Below are 18927 nucleotides of genomic sequence, written 5' to 3' on the forward strand. Positions count from 1 at the left end.
ACCGGCTCACGCGACCAACAGCGCCACCGCGATGGCGATGAAGACGATTTTGAGACCGGTGTTGACGGCGATAACTTTCGACCCAAACTCCGGCCCCCAGATACCGTACTGGAACGGAATCGACCGCTTGAACGTCGAGACGGCGAAGGAGATGATGCCGCCGATGAGCATCGTCGCCACAGCCTGTTTCGGCGTGAACGTCTCCCCAATCGCGGGCGCAATCGTCGCGGCACCGGTCGTCGTGTCGAACGCAAAGGCGACGACGACGGGAACGGCGGCACCCGGGAGGCCGACGAGGTTCGTCAGCGGACTGGCGAGTTCGGTGAACGATTCGAGGTCGGTCGTCTGCAACAAGAGGGTGACGAGTACGTAGACGACGGCGAGTCGTGGGACGATTCGGCGAACCGTCTTCCACGTCTTTCGACCGGCGTCTTCGACCATCGACCGAACTCCTGATTCGTCCTCGTCGGTCGTCCCACCTGCCCCGTCTGTCTCGGCGAGTGCCGACGGGGTGACGTTCTGCTTCGAGAGGAGTACCGCACCGGCGACGACACCCGTGAGCGTGATGGCGAGTGCGATTGCCGCACGAGCGCCGACGTACATGAACCCGACTTCACGGCCGAGAATCGGGATGAGGACCGGCCAGTAGAACGTGAAGATGTGCTGGACGAACCCGAAGAACGTGTTGATGGTGACGGCGACGAGCGTCGCTCGGTCGTCGAGGACGCCCGACTCGCGGAACTCTGCGAGCATCCCGTACCCTGCCGTCGTCGATGCAGCGGTCGTGACGATAGCCGTGCCAACCTCGTCGGGGAGGTTCGCGGGACTCGTCAGGTAGCGCGAGAGGCCGGCGATGCGCTCGACGAGGCCGAAGGCGACGACGAGGTTCGCCGCGAAGACACCGAGCGCGATGTAGACGGCGATGCGAGCGACCCGTGGAAGGACCTCGAACAGCACCGGGAGGACGGTCGACGTCTGCACGGGAGGTGGTCGGAGGCCAGGTAACTAATCGCCGTCGGTCGGTGACGCCCGGTTCAAATGAGCAACTGTGCGACGGCGAAGAGGACGACCACACCGAGCACGTCACAGACGTTCGTGACGACCGGGATGACCACGTCGTCAGGGTCGAGACCGAACCGGTACGCGATGTAGGTGGCCGTGAACGTCACGAGGACGGCCAAGACGGCGAGCACGATACCACTCGTCAGCGCGATCAAGACGACAGAGGAGATAGCCAGCGCCGGGTCGCCGGTGACGACGAGCGTCGCGAACCACGCACCCGTTCCGATGATTGGGAACACCGTTATCGCGAGGACGACAGTCGCCAGCGCGTTCCCTGCGAGTTCGTCGTCTGTCGGTGAGAACGTGAGCGTCCCGAGGTGGAACGACGTGGAGAGTCGTGCCGCGAGGATGCTCCCGAGGTTGCCCGCCGTCCCAATCGTGACTGGCACGAGGACGAGCAACGACGGGAATCGAAGCAACTGCGCCTCGAAACTGCCGAGGACGAGTCCACTGCCGAGTTCGACGAGCGTGAGTACCAACAAGACAGGGAGCATCGCCCGTGAAATCGCGCGAACGGTCCACTCTGTTGGCACGTCAGAACACCCCTGCGATGGCGAGGACTGTTCGCACGGCGATGAGCAAGAACAGGATACCGAAGACGTCGCCGGTCGTCGTCACGAGTGGGCCGACGATGGTGTCGGGATTTCGCCCGCGTCGGTAGCCCGCGAAGACGACGGTAATCACGACGACGGTGAGGACGACACCCGAGAGCAAGCCGGCAACGATGGCGATACCGACGAGAATCGGGAGCGGTGCCACCCGCTGTCCGAGAAACGTGAGGAGAAAGAACGCCACGATGGAAGCGAACGTGCTCGTCAACACGCCGTTTGCGAGGGCGGCAGTCGCGGCGGCCCGCAGTCGCCTGTCGCCGCCGACGACGTAGGGTTCGATGAGACCCTGATGGAGTGCGGTCGCGATGCGAGCACCGAGTGACCCGTAGACGTTCCCGCGAGTCGCGAGCAGTGCCGGGATGAGAACGAGTAAGCCCGGGACTGCTCGGAGTTCGGCACGCATGCCGCCGAGGACGACACCGGCGATGAGTCCCCCGACGAGACTCGCCGCGAGCGCAGGGAGGGCTTCTTTGTAGGCCTCGACTGCCACGTCTCGGACCGTCATTGTCGGGTTCGACGGCCCCGAGCGTTAAAAGTCGGCGGTATGTCGAATCGCAGTACGGAGTGGTCTGAGTCGAGATGTCTCTCGGTGGTGAACGTGGAGAAAACGCCGATTCAGGGGTCAGTACTGTTCGAAAAATGGGTGAAGTCTATCGCAATTAGTCCGGCTTCCTTGCCGGAGCGAACGCTGCGTTGTATTCACATTTGTATGAGCCCGAGGTAGTCACTGACAACGCGACGAAACGGCGGAGCAAAAGAACCGAGTGGGAGAGTCGCTACGTCTCGACGACTTCAGTCGGGCCGAACGCGGCTTTCGCAACCGTTGGGAGTTTCTTGTAGCCAGTCCCATTCGAGGGGACGGAATTGCCATTCGGGAGGTTGGGAACGACGGGGTCCTTGCACTCGTGTGCAGGCGAGTTGAACCGGTAATACGACCCGACTGTCAACTCTTTTCGCGTCGCGATGACCGTCATGCCAACGGGCTTCGAATTGATTCCGTTGGTCTTCACGCCATTAGACGGGTACAGGTACCGAACGAGGTAGAAGTGGTACTTTTTCAGCGCCGACTCGCTCGCGTGGCAGCTCGCAGGCAAGCAGTACTGGAACGCCGGAGCGGGACACAGGGCCTCCCACGGCGCTTTCCGCTGGAATGCAGAGAGACGGGGGCAACGAGATGTAGTTGTACTTCTTGGGCAGCGCGAACGTCGGGGGAGGACAGTAGTCGTTCATCATGACGAGCGCCGTCCCGCCCGTGGTTCCGTCGTTCTGTGCCGCCGCGTCGCCTGCGAAGGCGACACCACCGAGTGTCAGCGCACCTGCTGTAATCGCACTCTTCCGCAGTACCCCTCGCCGAGAGATACGGTCACCTACCGAGTTTGTTTTTCCTGTCATAGCGTTCTCTGGAGGGGAATATCACCACAGCCCCTCTGTCAGTATTTCAACTCATTAGATGATAATATATATTCACAATCTGTCATATTATCGCATTTTAGAGAACGTCTCAGGTCAGGAATAGTTTAGCAGAGAACATCTCGAGTCAGTACTACTCTGGGCAGACAACGCGACGTACACGAAGTCGTGCGCATCGCGTGAATTAGGTACTGACAAGCCTCACTCGACTCCCGGAAGCCACCGGCGTCTCTACCCGCGAATCAAACGACTCGCGTCGAAGCGACGCGTGGTCAGGGTCAGAACGGCCCCATGCCGCCGAGACCGCCCATACCGCCACCGCCGCCGCCCTGTTGCTGGAGTTTCTTCATCATCCGCTGCATGTCGCCGTCGCCCATGCCCTGGAACTGCTTGATGGTGCGCTCCATCATGCGGTGCTGTTCGAGGAGTTCCTGAATCGTCTCTTCGTCCTTCCCCGACCCCTGTGCGATGCGTTTCACGCGGGAGGCACCGACGATACGCGGATTCTCCAGTTCCTCGTCGGTCATGGAGTCCATGATGACCTCGAACGAGCGCATCCGGTCTTTGGTCACGTCCATCGCGTCGTCCGGGAGTTGGTCTTTGAGTCCGCCGCCGAGGCCCGGAATCATGTCGAGGACCTGGTCGAGCGGCCCCATCTTGTTCATCGCCTCCATCTGTTTTTGCATGTCCTTGAGGGTGAAGTTCCCCTTCATCATCTCCTCGGGGTCCCAGTCCTCGTCTTCGGCCTGGGTCTCGGACATGGCGCGTTCGACGCGCTCGGAGAGTTGCTTCAGGTCGCCCATCCCGAGGAGACGCGAGATGAAGCCGTTGGGTTCGAACCGCTCGATGTCTTGGACCGTCTCACCCATCCCGAGGAAGGCGATAGACGAGTCCGTCTCGTTGACGGCGGTCAGCGCACCGCCACCTTTCGCCGTCCCGTCGAGCTTGGTGATGACGACGCCACCGATGCCGATGGATTCGTCGAACTGCTGGGCCTGGTCTTTCGCGCCCTGCCCGATTGCCGCGTCGAGGACGAGCAGATTCAGGTCGGGTTGGACGACATCTTCTATCTCTTCGATTTCGGCGATGAGGTCGTCTTCGAGCGCGTGGCGACCGGCCGTGTCCACGATGTGGATGTCGGCGTCTTCGGTCGCTTCGAGACCCTCACGTGCGATTTGGACTGGGTCGTCGCAGTCGGGGTCGCCGTAGAATTCGACCTCGGCGCGTTCACACATCTGCTTGGCCTGGTCGTACGCGCCGGGGCGGAAGGTGTCGGTCTGAATGACCGCCGGGCGAAGGCCTTTCTTCGAGAACCACCACGCCATCTTGGCGGAGGTGGTCGTCTTCCCCGACCCCTGCAGGCCGGCGAGCATGATGGTCTGTGATTCGAGCGGAATCTCCGTCGACTCACCGATGAGGCCGACGAGCTCCTCGTAGACGATTTTCAGGACGTGGTCGCGAGCGTTCGTCCCACCCGGTGGCTCTTCCTCCAGTGCCCGCGTCTTGATGGAGTCAGAGAGGTCCATGACGAGGCTGACGTCGACGTCTGCAGAGAGCAAGGAGCGCTGAATCTCCTTGACGATCTCCTGAACGTCGTCCTCGTCGAGACGGGACTTACCCCGCAGCTTGTCGAGACTGCCGCGGAGAGAACTCCCGAGATTATCGAGTACCATTGTCCCCACCTACGCCACCGCGCCGGTAAAGGCTTTATCCGTCGCGTCCGCGGCCGAAGACTTAACCAACGAGCCAGCGACGCGTCTACGATGGTTCGAATCCTGGTCCTCGACCAACCCGCAGACAGTATCCCTGCTGAGGTGCACGCCGACGCGCTCCGTGAACGACTCCCCGACGAGACCATCGTCCATCCGAAGACGACCGAAGAAACCCTCGAAGCTGCACGAGACGCAGACGTAATCACTGGGTCCAGACTCCCGGACGGTGTTCTCGATGTGGCCGACAACCTCACACTCTTTGCGGGTGCGATGGCTGGATACGACCATCTTCCGCTGGAGGCGTTTCGCGAACGGGGCGTCGCCGTCACGAACGCCTCGGGCGTCCACGGACCCAACATCGCCGAACACGTCATCGGGTGGCTGTTGACCATTACCCGCCGCCTCGACGAGGGAATCCGCCGACAAGACCGCGGCGAGTGGCGATACTTTCAGGCCTACGGGGAACTGCAGGGGTCCACCGTAACCGTCGTCGGCCTCGGCGCGATTGGGCAGGCAGTGGTCGAACGCCTCGACCCGTTCGGCGTCGAAACCATCGGCGTTCGCTACACACCCGAGAAAGGCGGCCCGACAGACCGTGTGATTGGCTTCGACGAACTGGACTCGGCCCTCGTCGAGACAGAGTACCTCGTGCTCGCGTGCCCGCTAACCGACGCGACGCGGAACCTCATCGACCAGCAGGCGTTCTACGCACTCCCGAACCACGCCGTCCTCGTGAACGTCGCCCGCGGAGGCGTCGTCGATACCGACGCACTCGTCAAGTCGGTTCAGCGCGGACATATCCGAGCGGCCGCACTCGACGTGACCGAGCCAGAACCACTCCCACACGACCACCCGCTGTGGGACTTCGAGAACGTGTTCATCACCCCGCACGTCGCGGGCTACACGCCACACTACTTCACCCGACTGGCCGACATCCTCGCGGAGAACGTCGAGCGGCTACGAGATGGCGACCCAGCTGTCACGCTTCGGAACCAAGTGCTTCCCCAAACCCCACGTACTTCATCCGAGGATACATAGCGAGAGTCGATGACGGGACTCGTGTTCGGACTGCAACCCACCACTGTCCTCGCCTTCTCCGGGGCGGCCATCGCGCTCATCCTCACACCCGGTCCCGACACGATGTACGTCCTCGCGCGCGGACTCGACGGACGTGAGTCGGGCGTTCGCTCGGCGTTCGGTATCGCAACCGGCGTCCTGTTTCACACGATGCTCGCCACGCTCGGCGTCGCCGCACTCCTCCAGACGGTGCCCGAAGCGGCGATGGCAATCCAGTACGTCGGTGCGGCGTACCTCATCTACCTCGGCGTGGTGGCCTTACGAAACGACGAGTTCGACCCATCTGTCGAGACGGACGCGTCGGGGAGTTTTCGTCGGGGCGTCCTCGTCAACGCATTGAACCCGAAGGTCGCGCTGTTCTTCCTCGCATTTCTGCCCGGATTCGCCGGACGTGGCCCCGGTGCAGGCCAGCGGATGGCGTTCCTGGGTGCGCTGTACGCGCTCCTCACGGCGATATATCTCTCCAGTGTCGCACTCGGTGCCAACAGACTCGGCGACGCACTGGCCGAGACACGAGTCACCCGCCTGTTGAACTACGTCGGCGCGGGGACGATGCTACTACTCGGTGTCGTACTCGCGCTGGAATGAGAAGAACGACGGACTGAGTCGACTGCAGAGCGCAGTGGCGTGTCTGCAGTGCGTTACTCGTCGTCGCCGAGGAGTCGTTCGACCATCGCTTCGGGGTCGAACCGCTCGATGTGGTCGTAGCCCTGTCCCACGCCGAGGAACAAGATTGGCTTGCCCGTGACGTAGGCGATGGAGATTGCCGCGCCACCGTTCGAGTCGGCGTCGGCCTTCGTGAGGATGGCACCGTCGATGGCCGCCGCGTCGTTGAACTTGCGGGCGCGTTCGACTGCGTCCTGTCCGGCGACGGCCTCGTCCACGAAGATGGTGAGGTCCGGGCCGACGACGCGGTCGATTTTCTCCAACTGCGCCATCAGGTCGTTCGACGTGTGAAGTCGACCGGCAGTGTCGCCGAGGACGATGTCGATGTCGTGCGCGTCGGCGTACTCGACGGCGTCGTAGATGACGGCCGCCGGGTCACCACCCTGTTCGTGGGTGATGAGTTTCTTGTCGAGCGCCTCTGCGTGCTCGCGAATCTGCTCGTTCGCACCGGCGCGGTAGGTGTCACCGTTGGCGAGGACCGTCGAGTAGCCCTGCTTTTCGAAGTAGCGGGCGAGTTTCGCGATGGTCGTCGTCTTCCCGACGCCGTTGATGCCGGTGAAGATGAGGGTGACAGGCTTGTCCGCGTCGGCGATGTGCTGGTCGAAGTCGAACTGTCCGACGCTGATGACTTCGTAGAGCGCATCGTGGAGCGCTTCGGAGACGAGTTGGCCCGTACTCTGGACCTGTTTTCGCGTCTCGCCGATGAGTTTCTCGCGGATGGTATCGAGAATCTCCTCTGCGACCTGCATCTCGACGTCGCTCTGGAGGAGCGCCATCTCCAGTTCCCACAGGGGGTCTTCGAGGTCTTCTTCCTCGATGACGACTTTCCCCGTGGCGAACGCGGCAGCGCGCTTCAGTCTGCTCGCACTGGACGACGAATCCGTATCGTCCTCCTCGGCGAGGGCCGCTTTGGCGGCGTCCGACGCGAGCGACTCACGCGTCTCTTGGTCAGTCGCGGCGTCCGAATCGTCTGCCGTCGTCTCGGCTGCGTCGTCCGCTTCGGGGGCGGGCGTCTCGGCCGATGCAGCGTCTGCTTCGTCGGCCTCGGCGGCCGTATCGGGTTCCGAAGCGTCTGCTGTCTCGGTGTCGGCCGATGCCGCATCGGTCTCGGTCACCGGTTCTTCGTCGAATTCCGCCTCTGTCTCTGCGTCTGCTGCTTCGGCTTCGGCGTCTGCTGCCTCTGCCTCGGCCTCAGCCTCCGCTGCGGCTTTCTCTTCGGCGGTATCTTCGACGTCTTCCCGGAAGCGGTTGAGTTTCTTCTTCAGTCCGTCGAACATCTGAATAGGGGTTTAGGGGTTACTCGTCGTCGCCGTCTTCGCCTTCGCCCTGCATCTGCTGCTGCATCTGCTGCATCTGCTGCTGCTGCATCTGCTGTTGGGCCTGCATCGCCTGCTGTTCGACCTGTTCGCTCTCTTCTTCGAGCTCTTCGATCTCGCCGCGGATGCTGGCGATCTCTTCGTCGAGCATGTCCTGCTTGCGGCGGAGCGCTTCGACTGCGCTCGACTGGTCCTGTTCGGCGGCGTAGTTGGCACCGAGCGAGACGATGACTTCGTCGATGTCCTGCACTTCGGCGCGGAGGTACGCGTCGCCACCGAGTGGGACCTGCACGGTCGAACCCGTCTCGAGCGTCTCGATTGCTTCGACGGCTTCGTCGATTTCGGCCTTCTCGTCGTTGAGGTCCGAGACCTCGCCTTCGAGTTCTTCGATTTCCTCGTCGAGTGCCTGAAGCTGCTGGGAGAGCTGCTGGAGTTGCTGCTGACCGCCGCCCATCATGCTGCGGTCACCTCCGTGAGTTCGACCTTCGTACGTTTGATGCCGTGCTCACTCCCGATGAGAGAGAATGCACGGTCTCGTGCGACGTTCTCGTTGGGTGCGTCCACAGTTTTCGTGAACTCGTGGGTCACTCCACGGCTCGTGAAGCGTCCAGAGATAGTGAACTGGCTCATGCACGTCGGTCGGGTGGCGAGCGGGAAAGGTCTTCCTACTCGAAGCGAAAACGAGCCGCGAAAAGGGGGAACGAGTGACCCTCAGTCGATGTAGCCGAGGGCGTCTTCGATGCGGCCCAGTTCTGGACCAGTCGTATCTTCGCCGACGAGGTACGACTCGTCGTTGGCGACGAGGCCAGACCCGACGAGCGGGCCACCGTAGTTGATGGTTCCGAGGTCGGCGCGAACGTCGAGGAGCGCTTCGAGCGCTTCGAGTTCGGGTTCGCGGGACTTCGGGTGGCAGAGGACGCCACGGTTGTTGGCAACCGCGGCCATCCCGACGGTTCGAACGTCGGCGAGGTCGCCGCGTTCGACGGGGACCTCGAGTGCCTCTTCGACGACCGAAACGGCCTCGTCGGAGAGGTCAGCGTGGACGTACGCGCCGTAGTCGTTCGCGAGAACGACGTTCCCAGCGGCGTTGATGCGACCGGGTAGTTCGTAGACGGGGAGGTCTACAGCGTCGGCGAGTGCCTCCTGTTCGCGGGTCGTCGCACGGCTCGAGACGAGCAGTCCGTTCTCGTTACCTGTCGCTAATGCACCGACGGTCCCGGACCCGCCGACGGTCGTCTTGACCAGCGGCACGTCGAGTTCCTCGGCCATCTGCTCGGCGAGCGAGTCGTCAGCGTCGGGGCGAACGAGGAGTACGTCGTCGGTCGCCCGAGCGAAGACGCCGATGTAGGATGAACCGGCGAAGGAGGCGCGGAGCACCGTTTACTCGGCCGGTTCGGCTTCGACGACCGACTCGCCGTCCTCGTCGAACCGTGCGGCGCGGACGCGGAACTTGCTCGGCGGGTCCTGTCGACCGTGCGCCCAGATCGTCTCGTTGATCTGCGTGTCGAGACGCACGTCGTCGGCGTCGACCTTGAAGTGCTTCGCGAGGTGCTCGCGGATGATCTTCATCGCGCGGCCAGCACGCTCGTAGGACGGGACAGCCTTCACGTCGCGGAGCGGGACGGTGACGACGCGCTCCTCGAAGTCGTTTGCGCTCATTGCTTACTCGTCCGTGTTGCTTCGCCGCCAGTTGCGACGCTTGGGGTTTCGCGTAACTTCCATGTCGGTCTTGAGCATGACCCACGCGGGGACACGACTGTTCTGGCGTTCGAGCTTCGCCAGACGCTTCTTCTTAGCCTTCGACTTCTTACCCATAGTGGCCTACAGTTTCTATCCTCCGCATAAAATCTTGTTCCTTCGCGTTTGAGAGGTGTGAGAAGCGTCCACAGGGCTAAATCTGCAGAATTCACCCGATGGGCGGTTCTCCACAGCCGAATCGACCTGTTCGAAACGATGGACGAATCCGGACGTTCAGGAATCGCAGACCGCTCCCGAAGTCAAGAACCGAAGACGAACACAAAAGTCAGAGACGACGGGCGAACCGGCTCGGACGGAACCGACGTTCGAATCGACTCATTCAGTATCGTCGGTACAGAATCACGGATGAATGAGTCGGGCCCGTACACTCGTCGGTTTTCTCGCTCTCTCTGCCGTCTGGGGAAGTGCCTTCCTCGCGACCGAAATCGCCCTCGAGACGGTTCCACCGGCGTTTCTGGCGGCGATTCGGTTCGACATCGCTGCCGTCCTCTTGTTCGCGCTCACCATCGCCCGTGGCGACCGGTTTCTCCCCAAACTGCGAAGCGAGTGGCGACCGATTCTCGCCGGCGGCGTGTTCAGCATCGGGGCCCACCACGCACTCTTGTTCTCGGGGCAGGTGTACGTCCCCGGGTCCGTCGCGTCCGTTCTCCTCGGCATCATCCCGCTCGCGACGCCGACACTCACTCGACTGACCGCCACGCGAGAGCGCATCTCGTCGGTTCAGGCGGCGGGGCTAGTCCTCGGATTCCTCGGCCTCGTCGTCATCGCCAACCCGAACCCCGAGAACTTGCTGTCGTCGAACCTCGTCGGCGCAGTGTTGGTGTTTGGGTCCGCCATCGCGTTCGCCCTCGGGGCCGTACTCACCCACGACAGCGAGACGGGCATGTCGCTGCTCGCGGTGCAGGCGTGGATGATGCTCATCGGTGCGATTACGCTCCACGTGACGAGTATCGCGCTCCCGTGGGAGTCTGCTGCCGACGCGACGTGGATTCCGACGACACTCGTCGCGACGGGATACCTCGCGGTCGTCGCAGGTGCCGGAGGCTTTCTCCTCTACTTCTGGCTCCTCGACCGAATCGGACCCATCGAGGTGAGCCTCTTGGAGTACGTCATCCCGTTGTTCGCCGCCCTCGCAGAGTGGCTGGTTCTCGACCGCGTCCCGACACTGACGACTGTCGCTGGGTTCGCACTCATCTTCGGTGGCTTCCTGCTGTTCAAGCGAGAGTCGCTTCGTGGAGTGCTTCGTCGCGCAGTCGAACGGAGACGGAAACGCAAACCTGTCGACGACTGAATCGAGAAACGGTTACAGCGAGAATCGAGAGACTGTCTCGTATTCGGGGCCGTCGGGACCGAGTTCGCTCTTCTTTAACCGCACCTCTCGAACGGGGAACGACCCGATAGTTGGGTCTTCGTGTTGGACGACACGCGTGACGTAATCCTTTCCGCGCGCGTCGTTCATGCGGGCGAGCGTGACGTGTGGAGAGAAGTCGTGACCTTCGGCATCGAATCCAATCGCTGTCGTCTCCCGTTCGATGGCCTCGTGGAGGCGAATCATCTCGTCGGCACCGTCGTCCACACCAGTCCAGACGACGCGGATGTAGTCCAGTGAGGGGAACACACCCAACCCACCAACCGAGGCGTCGAACGGGCCGACGTCGGCAGCGTCGATGGCCGATTCGACCGCCTCTTCGACTGCAGAGACGCGGTCCGATGGCGTCTCACCGAGAAACTTCAGCGTGATGTGGGCCTGTTCAGGGTCGGTAAATCGGAGCCCACCCGCGTCGTGGAGCAACGCCTGCGCCGCGGCGACACCCTCCGAGAGCGACGACGGCAGGTCGAGAGCGAGGAAGAGCCGCATGGAGGATAAATGACGGGAGAACGACGTTAAGCTTCCGCCGACTCCTCGTTCGGTGGCACCCACGTCCGCACGATACCGGCGAGTTCGCCGTCGACGAACGTCGCTTCGTACACGTCGGGCATCGACAGGCCACTCCAGAACTCGTAGCCGTAACGGGGGTCGTAGGCGTTGAACACGAGTGCCATGAGCGTTCCGTGCGTCCCGACGACGACGTGGCGGTTGGGGTACGCGTCGACCAGTCGTTCGACGGCAGCGACGCCGCGTTCCTGTGCTTCGGCGTGCGACTCACCACCTGGATGGGAGGCCGTCGGATTCGCCCAGAGGTGTTCGACAGCCGCGTCAAAGTCCTCGACGTGTTCCCCTGCAAGTTCGCGCTCTCGCAAGTCGTCGTCCAGTACGAGTGGGACGCCAGCAGCGTCGGCGATTCCTTCGACGGTTGCGCGAGCACGTTCGAACGGGCTCGTGACGACGATGTCGGCGACAGGAGCGAGGTGGGCCGTGATGGCGGCGGCCGCCCGCCGACCCTCCTGTGAGAGCCCACGACGCCGCTCGGCGTTCGGGACGTACGGCGAGTGCGCGTGTCGGACGAACGAGACCACAGTCGTCGAGGGGGGTGACATTCGGCGAGAGTACACGAACTGTGAGTAAAAAGCGGTCGGTGTCGCCCCTCTGACGTAGCGTTTAACCGCCGTGAATCCCAATCGCGCCTATATGACCGACGACGGCAAGCGACCCCACCGCTTCTCTGAGGGGCAGGGGTTCGACGAGGACTACTCCGACTTCTCGCTCGACCCACCCGAACTCTCGGTGGACCCGACGAAGGTCGACCCAGTTGACTCGCGCGTCCTGACCGACATCCTCGACCGTCGCAACATCGACCCCGAGGACGTCGACGTCGAGAAACTGCTCGACGTGGGCCTCTCGTACATGCAAATCAACCGGTTCGAGGAAGCGACCGAAGCGTTCGAGCGGACGGCACGCTTCGCCGGCGAAGACTCGCCCATCGCACAGGAGGCGTGGGTGAACAAAGGTGCGGCACACGCCCAGCTCGAAGAGTGGGACGAAGCAGTCGGATCCTACCGCGAGGCGCTCCGAGTCGACGATGACAGCGAACACGCCGCGACGGCCCACACGAACCTCGCGTACGCGCTGTGGGAGTCGGGACAGACTGCCGACGCCCTCGACCACGCAGAACGTGCCGTCGAACTCGACCCCCGCTTCCCCCAGGCGTGGTACAACCGTGGGTTCTTCCTCCTCGAACGCGGCCTGAGCGAAGACGCGGTCAACGCGTTCGACAACGCCATCCGTCTCGGAATGCGGACGCCCGCCGTCCACGAAGAGAAGGCGCGCGCACTCGAAGAACTCGGCCGCGACGAAGAGGCAGAACAGGCCCAAAAACAGGCTGACGACATTCGCGAGCAGGCCGAAGCGGAACTCGTCGAGGACTACTGATGCTGCTTCGCGAACGCGAGACCCCGGAAGGACTCCTCGTCTCAGTCTGTGACGCGGACTGCATCGGTGAGACGTACACGGACGGCGGTGTCTCGCTGGACGTGACCGAAGACTTCTACGGCGGCGAAGAGGCCCAGACGGTCGACCAAGATGCCGTCGTCGAGAGCCTCACCCGCGCAACCGTCGCCAACATCGTCGGTGAAGAGTCGGTGAACGTCGCCATCGACGCCGGCCTCGTCGACGAGGAGACGGTCCTCGAAGTCGGTGGGACGCTCCACGCACAGCTCCTCTGGCTTCGGTAATCTCGTCGCCGTCGACCACGTCGTCTGGTTTTCTCGTCTTCGACCACCGACGAGCAGTCGCTTCTCGTCTACTCGCCCAGTTCGACGCCCGTGATTTCGAACCGAGCACCGCCTGATTCTGACTCGGTGAGTTCGATACACCACCCGTGGGCGTCGACGGCCTGCGAGACGATCGACAGTCCGAGACCCGTTCCATCGGTTTCCGACGAGTATCCATCGTCGAACACGTCGTCGCGTTCGTCGGCGGGGATGCCGACGCCGTCGTCTTCGACGTAAAATCCGGTGTGTTCGGTCTCGTCAGCGAGTGTTCCCACCGTCACAGTCAACTGGGAGTCGGTGTCTCGACGGCCGTGTTCGACCGAATTGCGAAACAGGTTCTCGAAGATGTGTGCGAGGCGATTCGAGTCCGCCTCGAACGCCACCGAGTCGGCAACGACCAACGACTCGTCGGCTGTTTTGACGTGCGACCACGCAGTGCGGGCCTCCGATTCGAGGTCGACAGTGGCCAACTGCGTCACCGAATCCTGTCGGGCCAACACGAGCGCATCTGAGACGATGTCGTCCATACGCTCCAGTGAGTCGACGATACGGCCGAGGCGCTCGGTCGCGATTCCTTCGTCGATGAGCGTCTGCGCGTACCCGAGGGCGACAGCGAGCGGGTTCCGAAGGTCGTGCGACAGGATGTTGGCGACGTTCTGTAGTCGTCCAGCCTTCTCGTCGACTTCGAGTTCGGCGAGTTTCCGGTCGGTTATGTTCAAGTGGACGACCTGAATGTACGTCTCCTCCTCGTGGGAGAACCGAGTGGCACGCATCGTGAACCATCGCCGTTCGTCGGGTGAGTGGCACGGATACTCGTGCGAGAAGTCGTCTGTCTCACCGTCGATGACCGACCGAATCCCGTCGGCGACGGCGTGTAAGCTTCCGTCGTCGCTGAGTTCGCAGACACCGAGGTAGTTCTCTCCGACGAAACTGCTGTCGCCGACGTAGTCGTTCGCTTCGCCGAACGCTCGCCACGCCTCGTTCGTGTAGATGATCTCGCCGTCCGTGTTCAGAATCGCGAGTTGCATCGGAAGCGCGTCCAAACTGGACGAGGCGAGAGGAGACGAGGGAGACATACACCGATACACACGCGTCCAGTACTTCATTGATGCGCCCGAGACGTTCGTGCTCGCCAACAGGTACTTTTCCACAGAGAGCCATACACGCTGTGTCTTCGAAGCCTACTATCCATCCTGCCGTGCTCGTCAAACTCGACGCCATAATCGGGTTACTCCTCGTCGTCAGCCTCCTCCTCGCACTCGTCGTGGTCGGTGTCGCCGGCACGCTCGGTGTTCTCGGCGTCCTCGTCGTCGCCGTTCTCGGTGTGGTTGGGTGGTACAGCTATCTCAAGAACCTGAATCGGTACGACGCGTAGGCCAGCGACCCACCGAAACGACGACCGATTTCTCGTGGCCCCCCACGGTCGTCGCTCTCTCCGGCAACAGACGCCGGGTCACGTAACGGGTTTTAGTTTCACGCGAACGCCGGGACCGAAGACGTGTTGTGCCTCGGGTGGTAACTCATTCGCAATGGGAGTGCAGGAATCGTACCCTGTCGACGTCGAAGCCATCCGTGAGGATTTCCCAATCCTCCAGCGGAAGGTCGGCGGCGACATCTCGACGCCCGGCGAGCACGACGACGACACCGTCCCCCTCGTCTATCTCGACAACGCCGCCACGAGCCACACCCCGAAGCAAGTCGTCGACGCCATCGTCGACTACTACTACGGCTACAACTCGAACGTCCACCGTGGCATCCACCACCTGAGTCAGGAGGCCTCGGTCGCATACGAGGACGCTCACGACCGAGTCGCCGAGTTCATCGGCGCCTCCGGCGGCCGCGAAGAAGTCGTCTTCACCAAGAACACCACCGAGGCGATGAACCTCGTCGCGTACGCGTGGGGTCTCGAAGAACTCGGTCCCGGTGACTCCGTCGTCCTCACGCAGATGGAGCACCACGCCTCACTGGTCACCTGGCAGCAAATCGCCAAGAAGACCGGTGCCGACGTTCGCTACATCCGTGTCACCGACGACGGCCGACTCGACATGGAACACGCGAAGGAACTCATCGACGAGTCGACCAAGATGGTCTCGGTCGTCCACGTCTCGAACACGCTGGGTACCATCAACCCCGTCTCGGAGCTCGCCGACATGGCCCACGAAGTCGGTGCGTACATCTTCGTCGACGGCGCGCAGTCGGTGCCGACCCGTCCGGTCGACGTCGAAGCCATCGACGCAGACTTCTTCGCGTTCTCGGGACACAAGATGTGCGGCCCGACCGGTATCGGCGCTCTGTACGGCAAGCGCGACATCCTCGAAGAGATGCACCCGTACCTCTACGGCGGCGAGATGATTCGTCGCGTCACCTTCGAGGAGTCGACGTGGGAAGACCTGCCGTGGAAGTTCGAGGCCGGAACGCCGCCAATCGCACAGGGTATCGCGTTCGCCGCCGCCGTCGACTACCTCGACGACATCGGCATGGAGAACGTCCAGGCCCACGAAGAACTCCTCGCCGAGTACGCCTACGACCGCCTAAGCGAGTTCGACGACATCGAAATCTACGGGCCGCCGGGCGACGACCGGGGTGGCCTCGTCGCGTTCAACCTCGACGGCGTCCACGCGCACGACCTTTCGAGCATCCTCAACGAGCAGGGCGTCGCCATCCGCGCCGGCGACCACTGTACGCAACCGCTCCACGACATCCTCGGCGCATCCGCCTCGACGCGAGCGTCATTCTACATCTACAACACCAAAGAGGAAGTCGACAAGTTGGTCGATGGACTCCAGGTTGCACGCGACCTCTTCGCCTGAGGCGGCGTCAGAACCCTCGATTCGTTCTTATCGCTCTCGAACGAACACGGTGTACATCGAGTGCGTATCGGGTGCACCGCCGAGACGGGCCGTGCCCGCGTCGAACTGTTTTCGGTAGACACGTCGCGTCCCATCAGTCGTCCCGATGGTATCGCCAGTGTCTGTCCATCCCGAGAGCCACTTCGGCCGTGTCTCGGCGTCGTAGGCGACGAACACAGTCGCCGGTGCCGAGAGCGTGAGCGTCAAGAACGACTGACGTTCCGAGTCGGCGTCGTCGTGTTCCGGGCGGATGTACGGCAGTCCAGTGTACCGACCCGGGACCGTGAGGAACGTCGCTTCGTCGAAGACGTACAGTGGTTCGTCCGACCGAAGGCGCCCGAGTTCGTACACCGACCCCTCGGCAGAGTGGACGCGTTCGACCGGGCCGAGCGACTCGGAGATTGCCGGACCAGACCCACCGACGACGAACCCACCTTCGACACCCGGAGCAGGGCCGGCGTCGTCCGGACGCACGTCACCTTCGACGGCGAGGCCGTAGGCGTCGAACAACTCGGCGTTCGTTTTGCCGACGAGCGCGTTCGGCGACACGTCGCTCAAGTCGGCGAGGGCGTCGTCATCGGGGTCGGCAGCGTTCAGGTCGGAGTTCGTCGGGAACGGGACAAAATCGGGTGCCTGCTCGGCGAAGTAGAGCGCCTCACCGTCGCGGCGGACGTGCCCCTCGGGGGTAAAGAGTCCGTAGATGTGGTCGTCGAGTTCGGCGCTGAGGAACAGGTCGGCACGGCCGCTCTCGGCGAACTCGACTCCCTCTACGTCGATTTGCTGTTTCTTCGACCAGCGGCGGTCGGTGGTCCCGCCGATGACGTGGACGTCGATGTAGTTGTCGAGTCTGCCGCCACGAATCGGTGCAGATCCGCGTGGTGGCGCACGAATTCCAACGAACCAGCCTTCGACGTCGGGGTTCTCGACGTGGACGTTCGCGGGTGCGTGGTTTCGGTTGATGCCGACGCCACGGCGGCCGCCCGACCCTGAGACGAGCGTCGGATTTCGGAGGACGACGTTCGCACTGTAGCGAATCGAGATGCCGTTTTCTCCACCCTGCGCACCACGGTCGTTGGGCGTTCGGAGGTGGTCCCACTGACTGTAGTGTGACCCGATGTTGAACGCGGTGAAGTCCTCGACGACGCTGTAGGCGTCGACCCGGTCGTGCGAGAACGTGAACATGTGCCGCGAGATGTCGAGGCCGCCGCCAGAGGCGAAGACAGTGTTGCGAGCGAACGACGCGAAGCGGACGAAACTCGACGGGACCATCCCGTCTTCGACGCGGTCGGAGCGAGCGAGTTCGGGTTGGCCATCGAGGGCTTCGACGGGGATGTTCGGAACCTTCCCGACGAGGCTATCGAGTGTCTCGGGAGAGACTTCGGCGTCGGGTTTCGCTCGGTTCCAGTAGACGAAGCCGTAGTGTCTGTGGCCGGCGGCGACGTTGTCTTCGACCACGACGGCCGGCCCCTGAAACCAGAATCCGTAGCCACCGTGGCCGAAGTCGTCGATGTTCCCTTCGGAGTCGGCTTTGAACTGCCGACCGTCGGGGACCGACCCGGACCCGTGCGAACGGAGCGCAAAATTCCGACGGAACGTTCCACGTTCGGCACCCGTCTCGGCGACGAATCCCGCGCCGAAGACACGGAACGAGACGTTGTCTTCGAATCGGACGTGACTCGCGTGGTTGACGTAGCCCCAACCGGGACTGCCATCGACGACGCAGCCTTCGACCACACGCGGTCGATTCTCGGTGCTGGTTCCAGTGCGATGGAAGTGGCAAGCGTACCGAGACTGTGGGTTCGGGTCGGCATCGCTGGGTGGGACACCGTTCTTTGGGTCGGTGAAGGGCCGAGACTTGTCGGTGCGGCCGAGCGACGAGAACCCGGTGTGGCTGATGTGAACGTCGTCGCTCATGAACATCACGTGCCCACGGCGGTTCGTCTGCGACGACTCGGATTCGAGTGTCACCGCACGGGTCAACGAGGCGACGACTGCCGAGAACGAGTCGCGCGGCGGAACGTGGTCGAATTCGAGCGGCGTGTCGAGACGGACGCGTCGACCATCGACGCCGGCGACGGTCAGCACCTCGTCTTCGTCGCGGTCGGGGTGCATTCCGGCGAGGGCGAGCGTGTCACCGATTTCCCATCCAGTCGGTGATTCGGCGAGAAGAAGTTCCGCATCGCCGGCTCGGGGCGCGCGCTCCAGAGTGGCCCACGGCGTCACCGTCGCACCGGCAATTCGGATGGTCGCGCCGGCGAGCGTCAGCAACCCGCGCCCGATTCGTACGGGGTCTGCCGCCTCGTCGAGTGGACCACGGTCGAGGAACGTGAGTCGGGAGCCAGCACCTCGCTCGATGGGGTTCTCGGGCGTTCCGAGTTCGAGTGTCCCCGTCTCGGTGACGACGAGCGTGTCGAGGAGGAGCTGTGTCGTCGCCGTCGGGTCGACTGTGAGCGTCCCATCGACGCGAACCGTCCGTAGACGAGCGGTGGCTTCGTGGTCGAGCGTCATCGTCACGCCCTCGGGGACGAGGACACGAGCACCGTCGTCGGGGACCGCACTATCCCACGCGTCGGCATCGCGCCAGCGACCACCGGCCGCTCGGTGAGTGACGTCGTCAGTCGAGACGAGTGCGCGGACGTGATGTGCATCAGAGTGGCCGTCGTCGCCGTCGACGAAGCGCGTCACGTCGGGAACGCCAGTCAGCGCACCCGCTGTCCCTGCGGCACCAACGCCGAGTCCGGCGAGGAAAGCACGACGGGAGGTGACGAGCGCACGGTCGGTCGTATTGGAGGCAGGAGGGTCGTCAGACATGGGA

General features: G+C 63.0%; 23 protein-coding genes. 7 read left to right on the forward strand and 16 right to left on the reverse strand.

The annotated features are described in order from the left end of the window. Nucleotides 1-6 precede the first annotated feature (6 nt). The 6 genes from GJR98_RS02830 to GJR98_RS02855 form a co-directional block, all read right to left on the reverse strand. Nucleotides 7-981 (reverse strand): nucleoside recognition protein, encoded by a 975-nt coding sequence (locus tag GJR98_RS02830; RefSeq protein WP_151135263.1) that lies wholly within the window; start codon nt 979-981, stop codon nt 7-9. A gap of 53 nt (nt 982-1034) precedes the next feature. After that, a complete protein-coding gene (locus GJR98_RS02835; protein WP_151135265.1) occupies nt 1035-1595 on the reverse strand; it encodes a magnesium transporter in 561 nt (186 codons plus the stop codon). Nucleotide 1596: 1 nt separating this feature from the next. After that, nucleotides 1597-2178 carry a magnesium transporter gene (locus tag GJR98_RS02840; protein ID WP_151135267.1) on the reverse strand — a complete coding sequence of 194 codons (582 nt, stop codon included), beginning with the start codon at nt 2176-2178 and terminating at the stop codon, nt 1597-1599. Nucleotides 2179-2449: 271 nt separating this feature from the next. Continuing rightward, entirely contained in the window at nt 2450-2683 is a 234-nt protein-coding gene (locus GJR98_RS02845; protein WP_151135269.1) for a hypothetical protein, read from the reverse strand. Between the two features lie 4 nt (nt 2684-2687). After that, nucleotides 2688-3065: a twin-arginine translocation signal domain-containing protein gene (locus GJR98_RS02850; RefSeq protein WP_151135271.1), complete on the reverse strand. Its 378-nt coding sequence runs from the start codon at nt 3063-3065 to the stop codon at nt 2688-2690. A 296-nt stretch (nt 3066-3361) separates the two neighbouring features. Next, entirely contained in the window at nt 3362-4756 is a 1395-nt protein-coding gene (locus GJR98_RS02855) for a signal recognition particle protein Srp54 (protein WP_151135273.1), read from the reverse strand. Nucleotides 4757-4846: 90 nt separating this feature from the next. On the opposite strand from GJR98_RS02855, the gene GJR98_RS02860 reads away from it, so the two are divergent. Together GJR98_RS02860 and GJR98_RS02865 are read left to right on the forward strand one after the other, a co-directional pair. Further along, the gene (locus GJR98_RS02860) at nt 4847-5833 is read left to right on the forward strand and encodes a D-2-hydroxyacid dehydrogenase (protein WP_151135275.1); all 987 of its coding nucleotides are present in this window, start codon (nt 4847-4849) and stop codon (nt 5831-5833) included. Between the two features lie 9 nt (nt 5834-5842). Then, a complete protein-coding gene (locus GJR98_RS02865) occupies nt 5843-6460 on the forward strand; it encodes a LysE family translocator (RefSeq protein WP_151135277.1) in 618 nt (205 codons plus the stop codon). A gap of 53 nt (nt 6461-6513) precedes the next feature. Here the strand turns inward: GJR98_RS02865 and ftsY are convergent, their stop codons facing one another. The 6 genes from ftsY to GJR98_RS02895 form a co-directional block, all read right to left on the reverse strand. Further along, on the reverse strand, nt 6514-7815 hold the full coding sequence (gene ftsY / locus GJR98_RS02870; RefSeq protein ID WP_151135279.1) for a signal recognition particle-docking protein FtsY: 1302 nt from the start codon (nt 7813-7815) through the stop codon (nt 6514-6516). 19 nt (nt 7816-7834) lie between these two features. Further along, nucleotides 7835-8308, reverse strand: a complete 474-nt coding sequence (gene pfdA, locus GJR98_RS02875) for a prefoldin subunit alpha (protein ID WP_151139372.1) — start codon at nt 8306-8308, stop codon at nt 7835-7837. After that, nucleotides 8308-8484 carry a 50S ribosomal protein L18Ae gene (gene rpl18a / locus GJR98_RS02880; RefSeq protein ID WP_151135282.1) on the reverse strand — a complete coding sequence of 59 codons (177 nt, stop codon included), beginning with the start codon at nt 8482-8484 and terminating at the stop codon, nt 8308-8310. The genes pfdA and rpl18a overlap by 1 nt, the downstream gene beginning before the upstream one ends. 81 nt (nt 8485-8565) lie before the next feature. Further along, a complete protein-coding gene (locus GJR98_RS02885) occupies nt 8566-9231 on the reverse strand; it encodes a translation initiation factor IF-6 (RefSeq protein WP_151135284.1) in 666 nt (221 codons plus the stop codon). 3 nt (nt 9232-9234) lie between these two features. After that, nucleotides 9235-9513 carry a 50S ribosomal protein L31e gene (locus GJR98_RS02890; RefSeq protein ID WP_151135286.1) on the reverse strand — a complete coding sequence of 93 codons (279 nt, stop codon included), beginning with the start codon at nt 9511-9513 and terminating at the stop codon, nt 9235-9237. 3 nt (nt 9514-9516) lie between these two features. Next, on the reverse strand, nt 9517-9669 hold the full coding sequence (locus GJR98_RS02895) for a 50S ribosomal protein L39e (protein WP_007544136.1): 153 nt from the start codon (nt 9667-9669) through the stop codon (nt 9517-9519). 292 nt (nt 9670-9961) lie between these two features. On the opposite strand from GJR98_RS02895, the gene GJR98_RS02900 reads away from it, so the two are divergent. After that, on the forward strand, nt 9962-10903 hold the full coding sequence (locus GJR98_RS02900; protein ID WP_151135288.1) for a DMT family transporter: 942 nt from the start codon (nt 9962-9964) through the stop codon (nt 10901-10903). 12 nt (nt 10904-10915) lie between these two features. Here the strand turns inward: GJR98_RS02900 and thpR are convergent, their stop codons facing one another. Next, on the reverse strand, nt 10916-11470 hold the full coding sequence (gene thpR, locus GJR98_RS02905; protein ID WP_151135290.1) for an RNA 2',3'-cyclic phosphodiesterase: 555 nt from the start codon (nt 11468-11470) through the stop codon (nt 10916-10918). A 26-nt stretch (nt 11471-11496) separates the two neighbouring features. Continuing rightward, nucleotides 11497-12090 carry a histidine phosphatase family protein gene (locus tag GJR98_RS02910; protein ID WP_151135292.1) on the reverse strand — a complete coding sequence of 198 codons (594 nt, stop codon included), beginning with the start codon at nt 12088-12090 and terminating at the stop codon, nt 11497-11499. A gap of 91 nt (nt 12091-12181) precedes the next feature. On the opposite strand from GJR98_RS02910, the gene GJR98_RS02915 reads away from it, so the two are divergent. Together GJR98_RS02915 and GJR98_RS02920 are read left to right on the forward strand one after the other, a co-directional pair. Continuing rightward, entirely contained in the window at nt 12182-12922 is a 741-nt protein-coding gene (locus tag GJR98_RS02915) for a tetratricopeptide repeat protein (RefSeq protein WP_151135294.1), read from the forward strand. Next, complete coding sequence (locus tag GJR98_RS02920; protein ID WP_151135296.1) at nt 12922-13224, forward strand: DUF424 domain-containing protein; 303 nt, start codon at nt 12922-12924, stop codon at nt 13222-13224. The genes GJR98_RS02915 and GJR98_RS02920 overlap by 1 nt, the downstream gene beginning before the upstream one ends. 68 nt (nt 13225-13292) lie before the next feature. Here the strand turns inward: GJR98_RS02920 and GJR98_RS02925 are convergent, their stop codons facing one another. After that, nucleotides 13293-14339: a PAS domain-containing sensor histidine kinase gene (locus tag GJR98_RS02925; RefSeq protein WP_151135298.1), complete on the reverse strand. Its 1047-nt coding sequence runs from the start codon at nt 14337-14339 to the stop codon at nt 13293-13295. Between the two features lie 92 nt (nt 14340-14431). Between GJR98_RS02925 and GJR98_RS02930 the strand changes: the two genes are divergently transcribed. Together GJR98_RS02930 and sufS are read left to right on the forward strand one after the other, a co-directional pair. Continuing rightward, the gene (locus GJR98_RS02930) at nt 14432-14638 is read left to right on the forward strand and encodes a hypothetical protein (RefSeq protein WP_151135300.1); all 207 of its coding nucleotides are present in this window, start codon (nt 14432-14434) and stop codon (nt 14636-14638) included. Nucleotides 14639-14798: 160 nt separating this feature from the next. Then, nucleotides 14799-16073 carry a bifunctional cysteine desulfurase/selenocysteine lyase SufS gene (gene sufS, locus GJR98_RS02935; protein WP_225316409.1) on the forward strand — a complete coding sequence of 425 codons (1275 nt, stop codon included), beginning with the start codon at nt 14799-14801 and terminating at the stop codon, nt 16071-16073. Between the two features lie 27 nt (nt 16074-16100). Here the strand turns inward: sufS and GJR98_RS02940 are convergent, their stop codons facing one another. After that, nucleotides 16101-18923 (reverse strand): G8 domain-containing protein, encoded by a 2823-nt coding sequence (locus GJR98_RS02940; protein WP_151135303.1) that lies wholly within the window; start codon nt 18921-18923, stop codon nt 16101-16103. Nucleotides 18924-18927: the final 4 nt, after the last annotated feature.

Source organism: Haloferax marinisediminis, assembly GCF_009674585.1.
GTDB lineage: Archaea > Halobacteriota > Halobacteria > Halobacteriales > Haloferacaceae > Haloferax > Haloferax marinisediminis.

Excerpts from the sequence above, each read along its gene's own strand:
- GJR98_RS02840 (WP_151135267.1), bottom strand. The coding sequence starts at position 2,178 with ATGACGGTCCGAGACGTGGCAGTCGAGGCCTACAAAGAAGCCCTCCCT.
- GJR98_RS02850 (WP_151135271.1), bottom strand. The coding sequence starts at position 3,065 with ATGACAGGAAAAACAAACTCGGTAGGTGACCGTATCTCTCGGCGAGGG.
- GJR98_RS02855 (WP_151135273.1), bottom strand. The coding sequence starts at position 4,756 with ATGGTACTCGATAATCTCGGGAGTTCTCTCCGCGGCAGTCTCGACAAG.
- GJR98_RS02860 (WP_151135275.1), top strand. The coding sequence starts at position 4,847 with ATGGTTCGAATCCTGGTCCTCGACCAACCCGCAGACAGTATCCCTGCT.
- GJR98_RS02865 (WP_151135277.1), top strand. The coding sequence starts at position 5,843 with ATGACGGGACTCGTGTTCGGACTGCAACCCACCACTGTCCTCGCCTTC.
- ftsY (WP_151135279.1), bottom strand. The coding sequence starts at position 7,815 with ATGTTCGACGGACTGAAGAAGAAACTCAACCGCTTCCGGGAAGACGTC.
- pfdA (WP_151139372.1), bottom strand. The coding sequence starts at position 8,308 with ATGGGCGGCGGTCAGCAGCAACTCCAGCAGCTCTCCCAGCAGCTTCAG.
- rpl18a (WP_151135282.1), bottom strand. The coding sequence starts at position 8,484 with ATGAGCCAGTTCACTATCTCTGGACGCTTCACGAGCCGTGGAGTGACC.
- GJR98_RS02890 (WP_151135286.1), bottom strand. The coding sequence starts at position 9,513 with ATGAGCGCAAACGACTTCGAGGAGCGCGTCGTCACCGTCCCGCTCCGC.
- GJR98_RS02895 (WP_007544136.1), bottom strand. The coding sequence starts at position 9,669 with ATGGGTAAGAAGTCGAAGGCTAAGAAGAAGCGTCTGGCGAAGCTCGAA.
- GJR98_RS02900 (WP_151135288.1), top strand. The coding sequence starts at position 9,962 with ATGAGTCGGGCCCGTACACTCGTCGGTTTTCTCGCTCTCTCTGCCGTC.
- thpR (WP_151135290.1), bottom strand. The coding sequence starts at position 11,470 with ATGCGGCTCTTCCTCGCTCTCGACCTGCCGTCGTCGCTCTCGGAGGGT.
- GJR98_RS02910 (WP_151135292.1), bottom strand. The coding sequence starts at position 12,090 with ATGTCACCCCCCTCGACGACTGTGGTCTCGTTCGTCCGACACGCGCAC.
- GJR98_RS02915 (WP_151135294.1), top strand. The coding sequence starts at position 12,182 with ATGACCGACGACGGCAAGCGACCCCACCGCTTCTCTGAGGGGCAGGGG.
- GJR98_RS02920 (WP_151135296.1), top strand. The coding sequence starts at position 12,922 with ATGCTGCTTCGCGAACGCGAGACCCCGGAAGGACTCCTCGTCTCAGTC.
- GJR98_RS02925 (WP_151135298.1), bottom strand. The coding sequence starts at position 14,339 with ATGTCTCCCTCGTCTCCTCTCGCCTCGTCCAGTTTGGACGCGCTTCCG.
- GJR98_RS02940 (WP_151135303.1), bottom strand. The coding sequence starts at position 18,923 with ATGTCTGACGACCCTCCTGCCTCCAATACGACCGACCGTGCGCTCGTC.